We start from the raw sequence: 17,484 nt of genomic DNA, 5'->3' as shown, positions 1-17,484 counted from the left end.
TTTCGGGCGCAAAGGTATTGGGTTGGCATGATTATGCTTTTTTGCCTTTCCTTCTTCTTCGCATCGATGCTTGCGTTGTCGGCTTATCTGCAATCGGAAGCCCGCTGGTGGACAGGAATACTGACCGCGATCCTACTTTTCATAGTTGGTTGGTTGATCCTGATGATTGTTGAGTTTCCTGACTCCGGAGGCGCTCTCCCACCTGTCGCGTTTACCAGCCTCGGGGCATGGATATGCGCGGCGCTGATTGGTTTGGGCAGCATCTCGGGTCTTGTTCTCCGGTCTTTCAAATCAGCGGGGCAGGTTGCGGGGATAGTATTTGTTGGGGGTTGGATTCTCACATTCGGTTGGTTTGTGGTGAACGCCTTTACATAACGGGACAATTGACATGAAAAAAACAGCAGCGATCATTGGTGGTGGCGTAATCGGTGGCGGTTGGGCCGCCCGGTTCTTGCTAAACGGTTGGGACGTTCGGATATTCGATCCCGATCCAGAGGCCGAGAGGAAGATCGGTGAGGTGTTGGAGAATGCCCGCCGCTCATTGCCGGGGCTCAGTGATGTACCTCTGCCACCCGAAGGGGCGCTGAGCTTTCATGATGATCTCGGTGAAGCGGTTCAGGGTGCGATCTGGATTCAGGAAAGCGTGCCAGAAAGGCTCGATCTGAAGCAGAAGGTTTACACGGGCCTGCAGGAGGCGTGCGATCCGGATGCAATCATCGGGTCTTCGACCAGCGGGTTCAAGCCATCGGAGCTGCAGGAAGGCGCGTTGCGGCCCGAGCAGATCGTGGTGACCCACCCGTTCAACCCGGTTTACCTGCTGCCGCTGATCGAACTGGTGCCAACCGACAGGAATGCGCCCGAGTTGATTGGGCGGGCCAAAGAGCTGTTGACCTCGGTCGGCTTCTTCCCGCTACACGTCAAGAAAGAGATCGACGCGCATATTGCCGACCGGTTCCTTGAGGCGGTGTGGCGCGAGGCGCTTTGGCTGGTGAAAGACGGCATCGCAACGACCGAAGAGATCGATGAAGCCATCCGCATGGGGTTTGGTATCCGTTGGGCGCAGATGGGGCTGTTCGAGACCTATCGCGTGGCCGGTGGCGAAGCCGGGATGCGGCATTTCATGGCTCAATTCGGCCCGGCGCTGAAATGGCCCTGGACCAAGCTCATGGACGTGCCCGAGTTCACCGACGAGCTGGTCGACATGATCGCTGATCAGTCGGATGCGCAGTCCGGTATGCACTCGATTCGTGAGCTGGAGCGTATCCGGGACAATAACCTCGTGGGTATGATGCGGGCGCTGAAGGCGCAGAACTATGGTGCGGGGGCGGTGCTGAACCAGCATGACGCGGCTTTGAAGCCGGGCGCGCTGCCGACGCTGGATCAGGCGGACTTGAGCCAGCCGATCCTGACTCTTTCCCGCGCGGTTCCGCTGGACTGGACCGACTACAATGGTCACATGAACGAGGCCAAATACCTCGAGGCTTTTGCCGCTGCCACCGACCGGTTCATGGAAATCATTGGCTGCGACATGGAGTATATCGCCACGGGCGGCAGCTATTTCACCGCCGAGAATCACATCCGCTATATGAACGAAACACATGCGGGAGCGCGGATCGAATGCCGCACACAGATGTTGTTGGGGCAGGGTAAGAAACTGCATGTCTTCCACAGCATGTATGAGGGTGAAACGCTGCTGGCCACGGGCGAAAGCTTCTTGCTGCATGTCAGCCTTCAGACCCGTCGCCCAAGCCCGCCGTCACCTGAAATCGAAGCTGCAATGGCGCGGGTGGCAGAGGCGCAGGCCGGGTTGCCTTATCCCGAAGGCGCGGGCGCTGCGATCCGCAAACCCGCATGAGCAGCAGGGTTTTTATTACCGCTGGCGCCTCGGGCGTCGGCAGGGCCATGGCTGAAGCGTTCGACGCCGCCGGGGCTCAGGTCTGGGTTGCGGATGTGGATGCGGATGCTCTGGCGGATTGCCCGAAGCATTGGAAACAAAGCCAGCTTGATGTGTCAGATGAAGCTGCTGTCGCGGCTGCGTTTACTGATCTTGAGACCGAATGGGGTGGGCTTGATGTGCTCTGCGCGAATGCGGGGATAGCGGGTCCCACCGCCGCGATCGAGAACGTGTCTCTGACGGATTGGAGGTCGTGCCTTTCCATCAATCTTGAGGGGGCATTTCTGTGCTCTAAATACGCGGCACCTCTGATGAAACGGCAGCGCAGCGGTGCGATCCTGATCACGTCTTCGACTGCTGGCCAATACGGCTATCCCAACCGCGCGCCCTATGCGGCGGCGAAGTGGGGCATGGTGGGCTTGGGCAAAACGCTGGCGATGGAGCTTGGGCCGCATGGTGTCCGCTGCAATGTGATCTGCCCGGGCTCGGTTGAAGGTCCGCGTATGGAGGGCGTGTTGCAGCGCGAGGCCGCCGCCAAGGGTATGACCCGCGACCAGGTCTATCTGGGCTATGCCTCGGGCACGTCCATGGGTCGCTTTGTCGAGGCACAGGACATCGCGAATATGGCTGTATTTCTGGCGTCAGATGCGGCGCGGCTGGTGTCGGGTCAGGTGATCGCGGTGGATGGTCATACGGTCAATCCCGACCCGAAACTGTGAATCAGCCCTGGTTGGGGCCGCGAATCTGGCGGATTGCGCCACGGACGGCCTGCCAGTCCTTTGCCTCTTGCTGGTTTCCGGCGGCCTCGCATTCGCGCATTTTCTGTGCGGCTTCGGCCTCGGCCCGATCGCCATGGGCCGTGTACAGGGCACGTGCGTATTCAGCGGTTTTGAGTGCGTCCATTCCCGTCATCCTCCATCTCAGATCGGAATGTCTGTAGGTTCGCGCCAAGCGACTATACTACAGCTTTCAATTCAGGTCATGCCTGAGTGATTTCAGCCCGCAATTGCCGCAGATGGTCCGGGAAATCACGCGCGGTCAAATCCGCCTCACGCACCAGCCGGTCGAAATGGAGAGTAAAGACCTCAATCCGGTCGCGGTCTCGGAAAGCCATGTAGTGGCTTCCGGCATAGAACACGCATAGAAGCGGACCGAATATCGTGACGGGGGCAGAGTAAAGCCGTTTCGCATCAAAAAGATAGATGCGCAGACGTGGGTAAAGCTGCTCGCACAGCGACAGCAGGTGATCGATCTGGTCCAGACGGACCTGAAGCGGCAGCCCGTCGTAATAGCCAACGGCATGAGCGAAGCTGTGAAGCTCGTATAACGGCATGGCGATCTCATAATCGGACTGGGCGCTGCGCATCCAGGCCAGCCGGTCTGCTGACGCCCCGATAGCCTGATCCGCCGTACGGCCCAAATGAGGAGCGTATTCCCATTCCAGCACGGCGCGGGTCTTGAGCATGTCGGGCAGGGTGGCCGGAACATAGCGTATCTTGTACCCGGCGGCCTCCTGGTGCCATTCAAAGATGCGCTCATCAACCAGCGCGCGGGCGGCCTCGGTCAGAGTAAGCGAACTGGCCAGCAGTTCCGCCGCGCTCTCGGGGCGATTGGATAGTCCAAGCAGCCAGTCAGCGGACACCCCGAGCGCTGAGGCACAACTGCCGACAACATGTGCATTTGGAAGCCGCGCACCGGCACCGGTCAGCAATTGCGAGACGGTCGACCGGTCGACACCGATGTCGCGCGCGAGGGCGCTTTGGCTGACATCTCGATCCTGCATTGCCCGCGCCAGACGTTGACGAAATCGGGATGCGCGGTCCCGTTTGTCTATTTTATCTATCATATGTTGATAAATATCACATCCGTTGAGAATTGTTAATCATATTCAGAATTCCCGACCCGTGGCTCTGTCTGTAACGCTGGTGTTACAAAAACAAGAATGGGGTCCGGAATGGAAACGCGACGCAGGTCGGTCGTGAAAGCGCTGGTGTGGAATGCGATGGGGCTGGCGATGATGACGCTGGTTGGTTTGATCGCCACAGGCTCGGCAGCGCTTGGAGGGATGGTTGCACTGGTTAATACGGCCATCGGTTTGACGATGTACGTGATTTACGAGCGTATCTGGGCCGGAATTTCGTGGGGTCGCAATGGCTGATCCCGCTACACCCAAATCGCCCGAATGGGTGACCTTTGCCCTGATCGCGGCGTGTTATCTTGCGTGGCTGGGCACGATTTTCTGGTTGGCTGGCATGACCTTGTGGCTCGCTGTTTTGGCCATGGGGCTGGTTGCTGCGCTGCATTCCTCGCTGACCCATGAGGCGCTGCATGGACATCCGTTCCGACAGAAATGGCTGAATGAAGCGCTGATGGCGCTGCCGTTGACGCTTTTTATCCCTTACAATCGGTTTCGCGATCTGCATCTGGCGCATCATTGTGATGCTAACCTGACCGATCCCTACGATGATCCTGAAACCAACTATCTCGATCCTCAGGTCTGGGCCGGTCTGGCGGGTTGGCAGAAACGCCTCTATCACCTGAACAATACCCTGCTGGGGCGGATGGTTGTTGGCCCCGCAATCGGGCAGATTGCTTTTTTGCGGGATGAATGGCGAGGTGTCCTGCGCGGAGACCGGGCGATTTTGTTAGCCTGGGCGTTGCATGTGCCGGGGGTTATAGTGGTGCTCGGGATTGTCATGCAGTCCCAGATGCCGGTCTGGGCATTTGTCCTGTCGGCGTATGTCGGGTTGGGGTTGGTCAAGATTCGCACGTTTCTGGAACATCGTGCGCATGAGAAATCCCGCGCCCGAACGGTGATCGTCGAAGATCGCGGACTTCTGGCATTTCTATTTTTGAACAATAACCTACACGTCGTTCATCACATGAATCCATCGGCGCCGTGGTATCGCTTGCCTGCGCTCTATCGCACCGGAAAAGAACGTTATCTGGCCTGTAACGAGGCCTATGTATACCGCTCATACGCGCAGATATTCCGCGAGTACTTCTGGCGCGCCAAGGACCCGGTTGCGCATCCGCTCTGGCCAAAGCCCTGATTTAGCGACAGAAGGGAAGCCATGAGTTTATGGATTCCCGTCACCATTGCTGCCGCGTCGTTTCAGACGGTGCGGTTCATGTTGCAGAAATCGCTGAGCAGCGCGAAACTCTCGGCTGCCGGGGCAACATTCGCGCGATTTGCCTATTCGATGCCCTTGGCCCTGCTCGGGCTTTTCATTGCGCTGCGGGTAACGGGATACGAACTGCCGGCGCTCACGGTCAAGTTCTGGGTATTTGCGGTGATCGGCGGAACGTCGCAGATTCTCGCCACGATCTGCGTGGTGGCTCTGTTCAAGCAACGGAACTTTGCGGTCGGGATTACATTCAAGAAAACCGAGGTTATTCAAACGGCTATCGTAGGGTTCCTCATCCTTGGTGATCAGGTCTCGGTTGGCGCATTTGGCGCTATTCTGCTTGGATTGATGGCCGTCCTGCTGTTGTCGAAAACACCCGGAGGCAGCGGCGTGTGGTGGCAGCACCTGACCAACAAGGCGTCGCGTCTTGGATTGGGCTCTGGCGTATTGTTTGCCTTTTCGTCAGTCAGCTATCGCGGTGCTTCGTTGCAATTGGGCGAGATCGACGCCTGGTTCCGGGCACTCGTGACGTTGGCGGCGGTCGTGACGTTCCAGTTCCTCAGTATGTGGTTGTGGCTGCTGTGGCGGGACCGGGCTGAGTTGCGCGCCGTATGGGAGACCCGTCGGACCGGAGTTTTCGTCGGACTGACCAGCCTTTGCGGTTCATTCTGTTGGTTCTTTGCATTCACGTTACAGAACGCGGCCTACGTCAAGGCTCTGGGACAGATCGAACTGATCCTCAGCTTGTTCGCATCGCTGCTGTTTTTCCGGGAAACCATCACCCGGCGCGAAATCGCCGGGATGACGTTGCTTGGCCTGTCGATACTGGCGCTTGTGCTGACAATCTAGCCGGCGCGACGCTCATCAAAGCTGAGTGCGATAAAGCTGGGCAGGTGATCGCCCATGCCCACAACTGCGGGCCCGCCATCGTCGCGACGACCACGGCCACGGGTTTTAGGCTCGCGCTCTTTGCGGCTCTCGCCTTTCTTGCTGTCCGGCGCTTTGGCTTTTTTCTCGGGCTTTGGCGCATCAGGCTTCGGTTCATCGGCCTTGACCGGATTGTCGATGCGCGGAATGTCTTTCTGGATCAGGCTTTCGATCGCGGCCAGAGCCTTTTCATCGCGGCCCGAACAGATCGTAATCGCTTTGCCTTCGCGCCCGGCGCGTCCGGTGCGGCCGATGCGGTGGACGTAATCCTCGGCATGGCCGGGAACGTCGAAGTTGAACACATGGCTGACCGACGGGATATCCAGACCCCGCGCCGCCACGTCTGACGCGACCAGCAGCCGCAATGAACCATCGCGGAACCCGTCCAGAGTTTTCATCCGCTGCGACTGGTCTAGGTCGCCATGGATGGCGGCGGCGTTATAGCCGTATTTCTTTAGCGACTTAGTGCAGATATCCACATCCGTCTTGCGGTTGCAGAAGATGATCGCGTTGGTGCACTTTTCACCTTCGGCATCGATCAGCGCACGCAACGTTTTGCGTTTCTGGCTGGCTTCGCGATCACGACGCCCGCCTTTGAACATGACCACACCCTGTTCGATGGTTTCCGAGGCGGTGGCCTGACGCGCAACCTCGACCCGGGTGGGGGCAGACAGGAAGGTATCTGTGATTCGCTCAATCTCGGGTGCCATCGTGGCCGAGAAAAACAGCGTCTGGCGCGTGAACGGCGTCAGCGAGAAGATGCGTTCGATATCGGGGATGAACCCCATGTCGAGCATCCGGTCGGCTTCGTCCACTACCATGATCTGCACGCCGGTCAGCAGCAGCTTGCCGCGTTCGAAATGATCCAGCAGGCGGCCCGGAGTTGCGATCAGCACGTCAACGCCCCGGTCGATCAGCGCGTCCTGTTCTTTGAACGAAACGCCACCAATCAACAGCGCTTTGGTCAGCTTGAGATGCTTGGCGTAAGTGTCGAAATTCTCGGCAACCTGTGCTGCCAGTTCCCGAGTCGGACACAGCACCAGCGAACGCGGCATCCGCGCCCGTGCGCGTCCGCGCGCCAGCAGAGTGATCATCGGCAGGGTGAAGCTGGCGGTCTTGCCGGTGCCGGTCTGGGCAATCCCCAGAACATCGCGCCCCTCAAGAGCTGCGGGAATCGCGCCCTCCTGAATCGGGGTTGGAGTTTCGTATCCGGCTTCCTCAATGGCTTTGAGGACCTTCGGGTTCAGGTTCAGTTCGTTAAACTTTGTCATGTATGTCCGGTTCATGCGGACACTAGACCTGGCCCGCGCGTCTGAAAATGCCGGGCCCGGGGGGCCATGCGCCCCATGCGCGTTTCGGCTGTGGCGCGGGCATAACAAAAACGTGGGGCAGGGTCAAATGAAGACGGTTTAACTTGCGGCATATCGGGTACAAACAAGGATTTCTGCAACAATTCAGATGGTTCCGGGGAAGTGTTTCGCGACTTTCCGGTCCAGATCAAGCGGGCGATGGCGGATCATGTCATTGTCTTCAAGCCGTTCCAGCACTTCCGGGTCGGCTGCGCTGATTTCATCATAAAATTCCTTCAGGCCATCGAGCCCGTATTCGGCTTCCAGAAGGCTGAACAATTCGAACTTGTCCAGCGCACCTACCTTTCGCGGGCGATCCGGGCTGGCCTGATACGAGCCCCGCTCGAGGCGGAAGCGGTAGTGCGCCAGCCAATGCTCCCAATCCGGGGCGTGGCGGTGGCAGAGATCGACCTGCGGCAGCTCGGTTTTGACAGGTAGAAATTCGCCGTGCTGATAGAGGTTGTGGATGCGGTCACTGAGCTTTTTCTGGCCACGGCGCACGAACAGCTTGCCCTGAATGTGACTCATGAAACCGGCCAGAACGTAACTACCGAAACTGGGATAAAGCGACTCGACCAGCGCCTGCCTGTGCTTTCCTTCAGGAATGAAGGCTTTGTAGAGGTCCGCGCCCCCCGCCAGCGCCTCAATCGGGCGGACGCGTACGGCCGGGATGTCATCGGGAATGTCGCTTAGCAAGTCTGAGATCGGAGACATCGGCCAAAGGAACTCGTCCACATCGATATGTGCGACCCAATCCAGATCAGTGCGATTGTAGATCAGATTGGCGTTCGAGGATTGCCGGACCTGATGTTTGTCCGGCCTATCGCGCCCACGTCGTTTCCAGAACGCCGCATCGCAGGTGCGCACCCTGATCCGGGGGTGTTCGCGCAGGGCGGTGATATCCCCCTGGACCGGCTCGTCCAGAAAAATGTGAATCCGGTCCGCACCGATATCGAGATGGTGGGCGGCAAAGCGCAGAATGTCCTGACGCGGGGCGCGGATCGTGGATACGATCCCCCACGTAGTCGTTTTCGGATTGGCCGCTGTATCCGTCAGTTCATCATTTCCTTGGTCGCGGTCAGATTCAGCGCCGGATAATCGCGGACCACCCGATCGATATCCCATTGCAGGCGCGTCAGATAAACGATGTCACCATCGTGGTCGTGGGCGATGTGCTGCTTGTTCGCGTTGACGAATTTGTCGATCTCAGCCTTGTCGCCACTGACCCAACGGGCCGAGGTGAACTGAGACGCCTCAAACCGCACGGGCAGGCCGTATTCCATCTCAATCCGGCTGGCGAGCACTTCGAATTGCAGCGCACCGACAACACCGACGATGAAGCCTGACCCGATGGAGGGTTTGAAGACTTTAGCCGCGCCTTCTTCGGCAAATTGCATCAGGGCTTTTTCCAGATGCTTTGCCTTCAATGGGTCACCCGCGCGCACCGTTTGCAGCAATTCCGGTGCGAAGGAGGGGATGCCGGTTACTCGGATCGCTTCACCCTCGGTCAGCGTGTCGCCGATGCGCAGCTGACCGTGGTTCGGGATGCCGATGATATCACCAGCCCAGGCTTCCTCGGCCAGTTCACGGTCGGACGCGAGAAACAGGACCGGATTCGAAATTGCCATCGGCTTTTTCGACCGTACATGGGTCAGCTTCATGCCGCGCTTGAAATGGCCGCTCGCCATGCGTACAAACGCCACCCGGTCGCGGTGCTTGGGGTCCATATTGGCTTGTACCTTGAAGACGAACCCTGCGACTTTCTTCTCATCAGGCGCAATCTGACGCGGTTCAGCCGATTGAACCTGCGGCTGCGGGCCATAAGCCCCAATGCCTTCCATCAGTTCCTTGACGCCAAAAGAGTTGATGGCCGAGCCGAACCAGATCGGGGTCATGTGCCCCTCAAGCACCGCCTGAGGGTCGAGCTTGGGCAGCAATTCGCGTGCCATCTCGACCTCTTCCAGCAGTTTCTCAAGCAGGTGTTCGGGTACATGTTCGGCCAGTTTCGGATCATCCAGACCGTCGATCTGGATGCTTTCGGCCACCTTGTTGCGGTCGGCGCGGTCCATCAGGTCAAGCCGGTCGCGCAGCATGTCATAGCAGCCGATAAAATCGCGACCCACACCAATCGGCCAGGCGGCAGGCGTGACGTCGATGGCCAGCATTTCCTGAATTTCGTCTATGATCTCGAACGTATCCCGGCTTTCGCGGTCCATTTTGTTACAGAAGGTCAGAATCGGCAGATCGCGTAGGCGGCAGACCTCGAACAGTTTCTGCGTCTGGCTTTCTACACCCTTCGCGCCGTCGATCACCATCACGGCGGCATCCACAGCGGTCAGCGTGCGATAGGTATCTTCCGAGAAATCGCTGTGGCCGGGTGTGTCCACCAGATTGAACCGGAAGTTCCCATAATCGAACGACATCGCCGAGGCGGAAACCGAGATGCCGCGATCCTTCTCCATCTGCATAAAGTCCGACCGCGTGCGCCGCGCTTCACCCTTGGCGCGCACCTGTCCAGCCATCTGGATCGCGCCGCCGTACAGCAGAAACTTTTCCGTCAGCGTCGTCTTGCCCGCATCGGGGTGCGAGATGATGGCGAATGTCCGGCGCCGGGCGATCTCGGGCGGCAGGGTGGGTTGGTTCGAGGTATCAAGCATATTCGCGCGTATAGGCGGGGAATCCTGCCGAGGCAAGACAAAGGGGGTGGTTCGAATCGTGACGGTATGGCAATAAGAACATATAGTGAACAAAATATGGAGTGGACCAATGAATTTGAAAGAAATCGCTGACGAGCTGGTCGCCGGTTGCCGAGAAAACCGCGCCAAGGAAAATCTGGACAAGCTTTACGCCGCGGATGCGGTCTCGGTCGAGGCTGCGGATGCTATGGGCATGGGGCGCGAAACGCATGGTCGGGACGCAATCCGTGGCAAACATGAATGGTGGGAAGGCGCGCATGAAGTCTCGGGTGCCTCCGTCAGTGATCCGTTCCCGCATGGCGAGGACCGCTTTGCCGTCATTTTTGAGATACAGGGCAAAGTCAAAGAGAGCGGAGAGACCTTCGATATGCGTGAGATCGGTGTCTATCACGTCGCCGACGGCAAGATCGTGAGGGAAGAGTTCTTCTACTAAGAGATTGATCCCATTCTGGCCTTCCTTGCCGGGCCGGTGCTAGATGTGTCGCAAGGATAGGGAGGGCCAGAATGGATTTGGGAATTCGTGGAAAACGAGCGTTGGTTTGCGCCAGCAGCAAAGGGCTGGGTTTGGGCTGTGCCGAGGCGCTTGCTCAGGCAGGCGTCGACCTTGTGATGAATGCGCGCGGGGCCGAGGCATTAGAGGCCGAGGCCACGCGCCTGCGGTCGAGCTATGGCATCGCTGTGCAGGCCGTCGCCTGCGACGTGACCACGCCTGAGGGTCAGGCCGAGGTGATAGATGCCGCGCAGGGCGTTGATATTCTTGTGACAAACGCGGGTGGACCGCCTCCGGGTATGTGGTCCGACTGGGAGCGGGACGATTTCATCAAGGCGCTGGACGCCAATATGCTGACTCCCATTGCTTTCATGAAGGCTCTGCTGCCGGGAATGATGGATAAGGGCTGGGGGCGCGTGGTGAATATCACCTCGCAGTCGGTGCGCGCGCCGATTGCCGTGCTGGGCTTGTCGAATGCGGCGCGAACCGGATTGACCGGCTATGTTGCCGGCACATCGCGTCAGGTGGCGCCACATGGCGTGACGATCAATAACCTGCTGCCTGGTATCCACGCCACCGACCGTGCGGATGCACTGGATGGCGGGGTGTCGGCGCAGAAGGGTATCTCGTTGGCCGAGGCGCGGGCCGAGCGCGCCGCGACCATCCCCGCACGCCGCTACGGTACGCGGGAAGAGTTTGGGGCGGCGTGTGCATTTCTATGTTCGCAACATGCTGGGTTCATAGTCGGGCAGAACATATTGCTGGACGGTGGCGCAACCAATCTGACGATGTAGATATGGCGCAGAATTTCTCACTGAAAGATCAGTTGTTCAACGCGGAAAAGGTAAGCTTTCTTGCGGGCTTGTTCGCTGATGCTGATACTGATTTCAAGGTAGATGCATTTGTGACAAAGGTGATGTCGCGCTTGCCTGAGCTCGAACTGAAAGAGCGTATGGCGTGGATTGCTGAGTGCCTGCAAGACGCGGTACCGGGTGATTTACCCGCGGTGGCTCCGGTCATTTTGCAAGCGTTGCCGCCTCCGCTGGACCCCAATAAAACGGATGATGATTTCGGCGATTTCATCTTTGCCCCTCTGGGTGACTGGGTTTGTGCGATCGGTCAGGATCATCCCGATTTGGCACTGGATGTATTGGAAGAGGTGACGCAGCGATTTTCGATGGAATGGGCGATCCGTCCGTTTCTGAACCATCATCCCGAAAGGGTGATGAAGCGGATGCAGGACTGGTGCACGCATCCCAGCTATCACGTGCGTCGTCTGGTCAGCGAAGGCACGCGGCCACGTTTGCCATGGGGGCAGGCTGTTGGCTTGGACCTGTCAGACCCGTTGCCGTTGCTGGACCGACTGTATTCGGATCAGACGCGCTATGTGACGCGCTCGGTTGCCAATCATCTGAACGACATAACAAAGAAAGACCCCGATCTGGTGCTGGAACGTCTGCGTGACTGGGGCGAGGCAGGGCGGCAGGACAAGGGTGAGTTGAATTGGATGACATCTCATGCATTACGGGGCCTCGTGAAATCGGGGCACCCGGGTGCGATGAAGGCTTTGGGATACGATCCTGATGCGGACATTACGGTCGAGGTTCAGGTAAACGGTCCAGCCCGTATCGGTGACGCGCTGGAGTTTGATACCCAACTGAATGGCCCGGAAGATCAACCAGTATTGATTGATTATATCGTGCATTTCCAACGGCCTGGCGGAAAAATTTCACCCAAAGTTCACAAACTGAAACAGGCCGAGCTTAGGGGTGGTCTGCTGACACTTAGCAAGCGGCACAAGCTCAAGGGCAATGCAACGACGTTCAAGCTGGTTCCCGGGCCACACCGGTTGGAGATTCAGGTGAACGGGCGGGTGCGCGCAGGCGTGGATTTCGACCTGCTGGCCTGAGCGCTGTCACGGTTTCGTCAGATCGGGCAGCGCCGGATTGCGCGGTGCGGCCCGCTGCACTAGCTGCAATGCAACCAGTGACAAAAGGATTGCCCCGATGAAGCATGAGGCTGTGCAGAATTACTATGGCGAGGTGCTGCAAGGCAGCGCGGATTTGCAGACAAATGCGTGCTGTACCCCGGATGATATGCCGGATCATGTCAAGGGAATTCTGTCGCAAATTCATGATGATGTGCTGACGCGTTACTATGGATGCGGACTGATCGCGCCGCTGGATCTGGAGGGAATGCATATTCTGGATCTGGGCTGTGGTGCGGGCCGGGATGTGTATGCTCTGTCCGCAATGGTTGGTGAGACTGGCCGGGTTGTCGGCGTCGACATGACGCCTGAGCAACTCGATGTGGCGCGTGCGCATCAGGGTTTCCATGCGCAGGCCTTTGGGCATTCGGCCAGCAATGTCGAGTTTCATCATGGCTATATCGAAAAGCTGGATGAGCTGGGCCTCGAGCCCGGTTCGTTCGATATCATCGTCTCGAACTGCGTGATCAACCTGGCGACCGACAAGGCCGCCGTTCTACGCGGTGCCCATCGCCTGCTGAAAGAGGGCGGTGAGATGTATTTCTCGGATGTCTACGCTGATCGTCGGGTGCCCAAGGCTATGGCCGAGGATGAGGTGCTGTATGGCGAATGCCTTTCGGGCGCGTTATACTGGAACGATTTTCTTTCGATGTCACGGGCCGCCGGGTTTGGTGATCCGCGCCGGGTCACGCATCGGCCTTTGACCATCGAGAACCCGGCCCTGGAACAACGGGTTGCGCCGCTGAGCTTTATCTCGGCCACCTACCGTTTGTTCAAACTGTCGCAGTTGGAGCCCGCTTGCGAAGACTACGGCCAGGCAGTGATCTACAAAGGCACGGTGCCACATGCGCCGCACGCGTTCGCGCTGGATGATCATCACATGATCGAGGCCGGCAAGGTGTTTCCGGTTTGCGGCAACACGTGGATGATGCTGCACGACACTCGTTTTGCACGACATTTCGAGTTCATCGGCGATTTCTCGACCCATTACGGTATTTTCGAAGGCTGCGGCGGGGATAGCCCGTTTGTCGCTCAGGGCGAAGCTGCGTCCGCCGGGTGTTGCTGATCCCTTGCGCCTGATGGGCGGGGTTGTTATCCCCGCCTAAGCCCGATGGATTTGATCGGGAAAGGCAATTGGGGTCCATCGGTGACAGTGACGACAACTCCTCCTCGACTGGAAATCCGCAATCTTGTTGCCCGCTTCGGTGGGCGAACAGTTGTGGATGATGTGTCGCTGACGGTGCAGGCGGGGCAGGTGACCTGTCTTCTCGGGCCGTCCGGCTGCGGCAAGTCGACCACCCTGCGCATGATCGCCGGGGTCGAGATGCAAAGTTCGGGCGAAATCTATGTCGACGGCAAGCTGATCTGCGACACGGTGTTTCGTGTGCCGCCCGAGCGGCGCGAGATCGGGCTGATGTTTCAGGACTTTGCGCTGTTTCCGCATCTCAACGTGGCAGATAACGTCGCGTTTGGCCTGAAAGGCAGCAAAGAGAAGAAACGCGCGCGGGTCGAGGAGCTGCTGACAAAGGTCGATCTGATGCGATTCATCGACGGTTTTCCGCATCAGCTTTCCGGGGGCGAACAGCAGCGTGTGGCTCTGGCCCGCGCACTTGCACCGCGACCGCGGATCATGCTGATGGACGAACCGTTCTCGGGCCTCGACAATCGTCTGCGAGATGGCATCCGGGATGAAACGCTGGCAATCCTGAAAGAGGAAGACGCCGCCGTTCTGCTGGTCACGCATGAGCCGGAAGAGGCGATGCGGATGGCGGACGAGATCGCGCTGATGCGGCGCGGCAAGATTGTGCAGCAAGGCGCGCCTTACAATGTTTATACCCGCCCGGCAGATAAGGCGGCGGTTGCCTTCTTTAGTGATATCAACGTCTTGAAGTCGCAAGTTAACGGAGCGCTGGCGCATACGCCATTCGGGCAATTTTTGTCGCCGGGGGTGCCGGATGGAACTGATGTCGAAATCGTTTTCCGTCCTCAGCACGTCAAGCTGGATTTTGACCGCAACGGCAAAGGGCCATCACCGACAGCCACGGACGGGGTTGCCGCGCGGGGTGTGGTTGAACGTGCGCGGTTTTTGGGCAACGAAAGCCTTGTCGAGTTCCGTATGGATCACGACGGCTCGATCCTGAGAGCGACCGTGCCGAATGTCTTTGTCCCCCAAACGGGGCGGGTCATGTGGCTGACCATTCGTCGTGACCGGTGTTTTGTATTCCCTGCCTGATGCTTTGACTTCGCATTTTCACTCAAGTGGTGCGTGAAAGCCGCAGATTGCGCATGTGCATTGCTTGTCGCAGCGCTGAGGCGGGTCTATCAAGGGCAAAACGAGGGGTGGACCGGGCATGCGAATTCTTCTGACCAATGATGACGGCATCAATGCGCCGGGGCTGATTGTGCTCGAAGCGATCGCGGCTGAACTGGCGGGGCCCGATGGCGAGGTTTGGGTCGTCGCGCCTGCCTTTGAGCAGTCAGGCGTGGGCCATTGCATCAGCTACACCCACCCGATGATGGTCGCGAAGCTGGGCGAGCGTCGCTATGCCGCCGAAGGTTCACCGGCGGATTGCGTTTTGGCCGGTCTGCACGATGTGATGAAGGACGCCCCGCCCGATCTGGTGTTGTCCGGGGTAAACCGGGGTAACAACTCGGCTGAAAACACGCTGTATTCGGGTACAATCGGCGGCGCTATGGAGGCGGCGTTACAGGGTGTGCCCGCAATTGCATTGTCGCAATATTTCGGGCCGCGCAATCTGGGGCTGGACGACCCGTTCGAAGCGGCGGCCAGATATGGTGCCGATCTGGTGCGCCGCATCCTTGATGCGACACCCGAGCAGCAGGGCGATTACCGTCTGTTCTACAATGTGAATTTCCCTCCGGTTCCCGCGGATGAGGTGCTGGGCACGCGCGTGGCCCCGCAGGGGTACCGGCGCGATACACATTTCTCGGTCGAGCCGCACAGCTCGCCCTCGGGTCGCCGGTTCCTTTGGATCAAGGGCGGCTATCAGCATAACCCGACTGCTCCGGGCACGGATGCGGCGGTCAATCTGGAAGGATATATCTCGGTCACTCCGATGCGTGCCGATCTGACTGCATATGACACGCTTGAGGCGCTGAAGGTCATCGAATGACAGGGCCGAGCGCGGAAACCATCATGCAATTCCTGTTCGCCCTGCGTTCGCGCGGCGTGACGGATGCGCGCGTGCTTGCTGCGATGGAGCAGATTGACCGGGGTCGGTTCGTCAAAGGCTTGTTTGCCGAGCGCGCCTATGAGGACACGCCGCTGCCGATTGCCTGCGGCCAGACGATCAGCCAACCCTCGGTCGTGGGCTTGATGACGCAGGCGCTGCAGGTGCGCCCGCGGGATACGGTTCTGGAGGTGGGCACCGGGTCGGGTTATCAGGCGGCGATCCTGTCGAAACTGGCGCGCCGTGTCTACACAGTCGAGCGGCACAAGAGGCTGGTGCGCGAAACCGGACAGCTGTTCCGCGAGCTGGGGCTGACAAATGTAACCGCGATGCTGTCGGATGGATCGTTTGGCCTGTCCGAACAGGCGCCGTTTGACCGTATCATTGTGACCGCTGCCGCCGAAGATCCTCCCGGGCCGCTCTTGGCGCAGTTGAAAATCGGCGGTATCATGGTGTTACCCGTGGGCCAGTCGGACGCGGTGCAGACCCTGATCCGGGTCACGCGCACTGAAACCGGTCTGGATTACGACGAATTGTTGCCGGTCCGTTTTGTGCCTCTGCTTGAGGGGCTGGGAAAAGACGGAGCGTAAAGGTATATTAAAGGCGCCGGAACCCCGGAGAACAGGGGCAGGTGTTGAGGACAGTAAAATGAGAGCAGTTTCCAAATCAGCAATGCGCCGCTGTGCGACTGGTGTTGCCGCGCTGGCAGTTCTGGCCGGGTGTGAAGGGCCGTTCGATTATGACCTGCGCGGGAATGTCGGAGGGTTTTCCACGGCGGATGCCGCGCTGGCCGCCACGGCCAATCGCCCGACGCCCGATGCGCGTGGTGTGATCACCTATCCGAACTATCAAGTGGCTGTAGCCCGCAGTGGGGACACGGTCGGCGACGTGGCCGCCCGGATTGGTATGCCCGTAGCCGAGCTGGCCCGGTTCAACGGACTGCAGCCCAACGACTCCTTGCGCGATGGAGAAGTGCTGGCCTTGCCGCGCTCGGTCGGCGCCGCGAGTGGCGTAGATATCGCGACGATCGCCGGAACCGCAATTGATGAAGCACCTGACACCGGTTCGGTACAGACCTCGACACTGGAACCGGCGCAACCGGCGGCAGCCCCAGCGCCCGTTGCTGCGGGACCCGAGCCGATCCGGCACAAGGTCAAAAGAGGTGAGACCGCTTATACGATCTCGCGCCTCTATCAGGTTTCGGTGGAATCGCTGGCAGAATGGAACGGGCTGGGGTCAGACTTCACCGTGCGCGAAGATCAATACCTGCTGATTCCAGTCAAGAATCAGGCCGCGCCACGTACGGCGGCTGCCGCAACAACGGCGACTGCGGTGACGGAACCCGGGCAGGGCTCTCCAACCCCGACGCCGCCAAGCGCGACTCAGCCATTGCCGGATGAAAAGGTACCGGTCGCGGCACCTGCGCCGGATGTCACCGCCGAAGCACCGACCAATTCGGGCACCTCGGCGCTGGCTATGCCGGTGAACGGGACGATCATACGCAGCTACGCCAAGGGCAAGAACGAAGGCATCGACATTGCAGCGGCTCCAGGGGCTTCGGTCACTGCGGCAGAGGCGGGAACGGTCGCGGCGATCACGGCGGATGCGGATCAGGTCCCGATCATTGTGATCAAGCACAATAACGATCTGCTGACGGTTTATGCCAATGTCGACAAAATCACTGTCAAGAAGGGCGAGCGGGTTCGGCGCGGGCAGAAAATCGCCTCGTTGCGTGGCGGTGACAATGCCTATGTGCATTTCGAGGTGCGCAAAGGCTTCGAATCCGTCGATCCCGAGCCGTATCTGAAGTGAGCGGAATGGC

Annotated in this window: 18 protein-coding genes; 13 read left to right on the top strand and 5 right to left on the bottom strand. The window is 59.1% G+C overall.

Annotated elements, in window-relative coordinates:
* Positions 1-388: 388 nt before the first annotated feature.
* Positions 389-1,855, top strand: a complete 1,467-nt coding sequence (locus RA27_RS06290) for a carnitine 3-dehydrogenase (protein ID WP_039535910.1) — start codon at positions 389-391, stop codon at positions 1,853-1,855.
* Positions 1,852-2,613, top strand: a complete 762-nt coding sequence (locus RA27_RS06285; RefSeq protein ID WP_039535908.1) for an SDR family oxidoreductase — start codon at positions 1,852-1,854, stop codon at positions 2,611-2,613. The genes RA27_RS06290 and RA27_RS06285 overlap by 4 nt, the downstream gene beginning before the upstream one ends.
* A 1-nt stretch (position 2,614) precedes the next feature.
* Here RA27_RS06285 and RA27_RS06280 read toward each other — a convergent pair whose 3' ends face one another.
* Together RA27_RS06280 and RA27_RS06275 are read right to left on the bottom strand one after the other, a co-directional pair.
* Entirely contained in the window at positions 2,615-2,797 is a 183-nt protein-coding gene (locus RA27_RS06280) for a hypothetical protein (RefSeq protein ID WP_039535906.1), read from the bottom strand.
* Positions 2,798-2,873: 76 nt separating this feature from the next.
* Positions 2,874-3,740: a helix-turn-helix transcriptional regulator gene (locus tag RA27_RS06275; protein ID WP_039535904.1), complete on the bottom strand. Its 867-nt coding sequence runs from the start codon at positions 3,738-3,740 to the stop codon at positions 2,874-2,876.
* 108 nt (positions 3,741-3,848) lie between these two features.
* Here RA27_RS06275 and RA27_RS06270 point away from each other — a divergent pair, with 108 nt between their 5' ends.
* From RA27_RS06270 to RA27_RS06260, 3 genes are read left to right on the top strand one after another with little or no spacing between them, the layout of a single operon-like run.
* Positions 3,849-4,052, top strand: coding sequence for a DUF2061 domain-containing protein (locus RA27_RS06270; RefSeq protein ID WP_039535902.1), 204 nt, complete (start codon positions 3,849-3,851; stop codon positions 4,050-4,052).
* Complete coding sequence (locus RA27_RS06265; RefSeq protein ID WP_039535899.1) at positions 4,045-4,947, top strand: fatty acid desaturase; 903 nt, start codon at positions 4,045-4,047, stop codon at positions 4,945-4,947. Before RA27_RS06270 ends, RA27_RS06265 begins: the two co-directional genes overlap by 8 nt.
* A 21-nt stretch (positions 4,948-4,968) precedes the next feature.
* A complete protein-coding gene (locus RA27_RS06260) occupies positions 4,969-5,871 on the top strand; it encodes an EamA family transporter (protein ID WP_039535897.1) in 903 nt (300 codons plus the stop codon).
* Here RA27_RS06260 and RA27_RS06255 read toward each other — a convergent pair.
* The 3 genes from RA27_RS06255 to RA27_RS06245 all read right to left on the bottom strand — a co-directional run bounded on the left by RA27_RS06255 (position 5,868) and on the right by RA27_RS06245 (position 9,955).
* A complete protein-coding gene (locus tag RA27_RS06255; RefSeq protein ID WP_193746474.1) occupies positions 5,868-7,220 on the bottom strand; it encodes a DEAD/DEAH box helicase in 1,353 nt (450 codons plus the stop codon). The genes RA27_RS06260 and RA27_RS06255 overlap by 4 nt on opposite strands.
* Before the next feature lie 183 nt (positions 7,221-7,403).
* A complete protein-coding gene (locus RA27_RS06250; protein ID WP_241484010.1) occupies positions 7,404-8,423 on the bottom strand; it encodes a glycosyltransferase family 2 protein in 1,020 nt (339 codons plus the stop codon).
* A complete protein-coding gene (locus tag RA27_RS06245; RefSeq protein WP_039535893.1) occupies positions 8,351-9,955 on the bottom strand; it encodes a peptide chain release factor 3 in 1,605 nt (534 codons plus the stop codon). The genes RA27_RS06250 and RA27_RS06245 overlap by 73 nt, the downstream gene beginning before the upstream one ends.
* Before the next feature lie 109 nt (positions 9,956-10,064).
* Between RA27_RS06245 and RA27_RS06240 the strand changes: the two genes are divergently transcribed.
* The 8 genes from RA27_RS06240 to RA27_RS06205 all read left to right on the top strand — a co-directional run bounded on the left by RA27_RS06240 (position 10,065) and on the right by RA27_RS06205 (position 17,474).
* Positions 10,065-10,427 carry a SnoaL-like domain-containing protein gene (locus RA27_RS06240; RefSeq protein ID WP_039535891.1) on the top strand — a complete coding sequence of 121 codons (363 nt, stop codon included), beginning with the start codon at positions 10,065-10,067 and terminating at the stop codon, positions 10,425-10,427.
* 71 nt (positions 10,428-10,498) lie between these two features.
* Positions 10,499-11,278 (top strand): SDR family oxidoreductase, encoded by a 780-nt coding sequence (locus RA27_RS06235; RefSeq protein ID WP_039535890.1) that lies wholly within the window; start codon positions 10,499-10,501, stop codon positions 11,276-11,278.
* A 2-nt stretch (positions 11,279-11,280) separates the two neighbouring features.
* On the top strand, positions 11,281-12,393 hold the full coding sequence (locus RA27_RS06230) for a hypothetical protein (RefSeq protein ID WP_039535889.1): 1,113 nt from the start codon (positions 11,281-11,283) through the stop codon (positions 12,391-12,393).
* A 97-nt stretch (positions 12,394-12,490) separates the two neighbouring features.
* Entirely contained in the window at positions 12,491-13,537 is a 1,047-nt protein-coding gene (locus tag RA27_RS06225; protein ID WP_039535888.1) for a methyltransferase domain-containing protein, read from the top strand.
* 45 nt (positions 13,538-13,582) lie between these two features.
* Positions 13,583-14,704 carry an ABC transporter ATP-binding protein gene (locus RA27_RS06220; RefSeq protein WP_193746473.1) on the top strand — a complete coding sequence of 374 codons (1,122 nt, stop codon included), beginning with the start codon at positions 13,583-13,585 and terminating at the stop codon, positions 14,702-14,704.
* Between the two features lie 118 nt (positions 14,705-14,822).
* A complete protein-coding gene (surE, locus tag RA27_RS06215) occupies positions 14,823-15,605 on the top strand; it encodes a 5'/3'-nucleotidase SurE (RefSeq protein WP_039535887.1) in 783 nt (260 codons plus the stop codon).
* Positions 15,602-16,252 (top strand): protein-L-isoaspartate(D-aspartate) O-methyltransferase, encoded by a 651-nt coding sequence (locus RA27_RS06210; RefSeq protein ID WP_039535886.1) that lies wholly within the window; start codon positions 15,602-15,604, stop codon positions 16,250-16,252. The genes surE and RA27_RS06210 overlap by 4 nt, the downstream gene beginning before the upstream one ends.
* Before the next feature lie 58 nt (positions 16,253-16,310).
* Entirely contained in the window at positions 16,311-17,474 is a 1,164-nt protein-coding gene (locus tag RA27_RS06205) for a peptidoglycan DD-metalloendopeptidase family protein (protein WP_039535885.1), read from the top strand.
* Positions 17,475-17,484: the final 10 nt, after the last annotated feature.

The organism is Ruegeria sp. ANG-R, from assembly GCF_000813985.1.
In the GTDB taxonomy this organism is placed as follows: domain Bacteria; phylum Pseudomonadota; class Alphaproteobacteria; order Rhodobacterales; family Rhodobacteraceae; genus Ruegeria.
The sequence above is the reverse complement of the archived record's forward strand: the minus strand, read 5'-3'. Positions and strand labels throughout refer to the sequence as shown.

What these genes read in the sequence shown, in the direction of transcription:
- RA27_RS06225 (WP_039535888.1), top strand. Translation starts at nt 12,491, where the DNA reads ATGAAGCATGAGGCTGTGCAGAATTACTATGGCGAGGTGCTGCAAGGC.
- RA27_RS06255 (WP_193746474.1), bottom strand. Translation starts at nt 7,220, where the DNA reads ATGACAAAGTTTAACGAACTGAACCTGAACCCGAAGGTCCTCAAAGCC.
- surE (WP_039535887.1), top strand. Translation starts at nt 14,823, where the DNA reads ATGCGAATTCTTCTGACCAATGATGACGGCATCAATGCGCCGGGGCTG.
- RA27_RS06275 (WP_039535904.1), bottom strand. Translation starts at nt 3,740, where the DNA reads ATGATAGATAAAATAGACAAACGGGACCGCGCATCCCGATTTCGTCAA.
- RA27_RS06280 (WP_039535906.1), bottom strand. Translation starts at nt 2,797, where the DNA reads ATGGACGCACTCAAAACCGCTGAATACGCACGTGCCCTGTACACGGCC.
- RA27_RS06220 (WP_193746473.1), top strand. Translation starts at nt 13,583, where the DNA reads ATGGATTTGATCGGGAAAGGCAATTGGGGTCCATCGGTGACAGTGACG.
- RA27_RS06245 (WP_039535893.1), bottom strand. Translation starts at nt 9,955, where the DNA reads ATGCTTGATACCTCGAACCAACCCACCCTGCCGCCCGAGATCGCCCGG.
- RA27_RS06290 (WP_039535910.1), top strand. Translation starts at nt 389, where the DNA reads ATGAAAAAAACAGCAGCGATCATTGGTGGTGGCGTAATCGGTGGCGGT.
- RA27_RS06250 (WP_241484010.1), bottom strand. Translation starts at nt 8,423, where the DNA reads ATGGGATATCGATCGGGTGGTCCGCGATTATCCGGCGCTGAATCTGAC.
- RA27_RS06265 (WP_039535899.1), top strand. Translation starts at nt 4,045, where the DNA reads ATGGCTGATCCCGCTACACCCAAATCGCCCGAATGGGTGACCTTTGCC.
- RA27_RS06285 (WP_039535908.1), top strand. Translation starts at nt 1,852, where the DNA reads ATGAGCAGCAGGGTTTTTATTACCGCTGGCGCCTCGGGCGTCGGCAGG.
- RA27_RS06235 (WP_039535890.1), top strand. Translation starts at nt 10,499, where the DNA reads ATGGATTTGGGAATTCGTGGAAAACGAGCGTTGGTTTGCGCCAGCAGC.
- RA27_RS06205 (WP_039535885.1), top strand. Translation starts at nt 16,311, where the DNA reads ATGAGAGCAGTTTCCAAATCAGCAATGCGCCGCTGTGCGACTGGTGTT.
- RA27_RS06240 (WP_039535891.1), top strand. Translation starts at nt 10,065, where the DNA reads ATGAATTTGAAAGAAATCGCTGACGAGCTGGTCGCCGGTTGCCGAGAA.
- RA27_RS06230 (WP_039535889.1), top strand. Translation starts at nt 11,281, where the DNA reads ATGGCGCAGAATTTCTCACTGAAAGATCAGTTGTTCAACGCGGAAAAG.
- RA27_RS06270 (WP_039535902.1), top strand. Translation starts at nt 3,849, where the DNA reads ATGGAAACGCGACGCAGGTCGGTCGTGAAAGCGCTGGTGTGGAATGCG.
- RA27_RS06210 (WP_039535886.1), top strand. Translation starts at nt 15,602, where the DNA reads ATGACAGGGCCGAGCGCGGAAACCATCATGCAATTCCTGTTCGCCCTG.
- RA27_RS06260 (WP_039535897.1), top strand. Translation starts at nt 4,969, where the DNA reads ATGAGTTTATGGATTCCCGTCACCATTGCTGCCGCGTCGTTTCAGACG.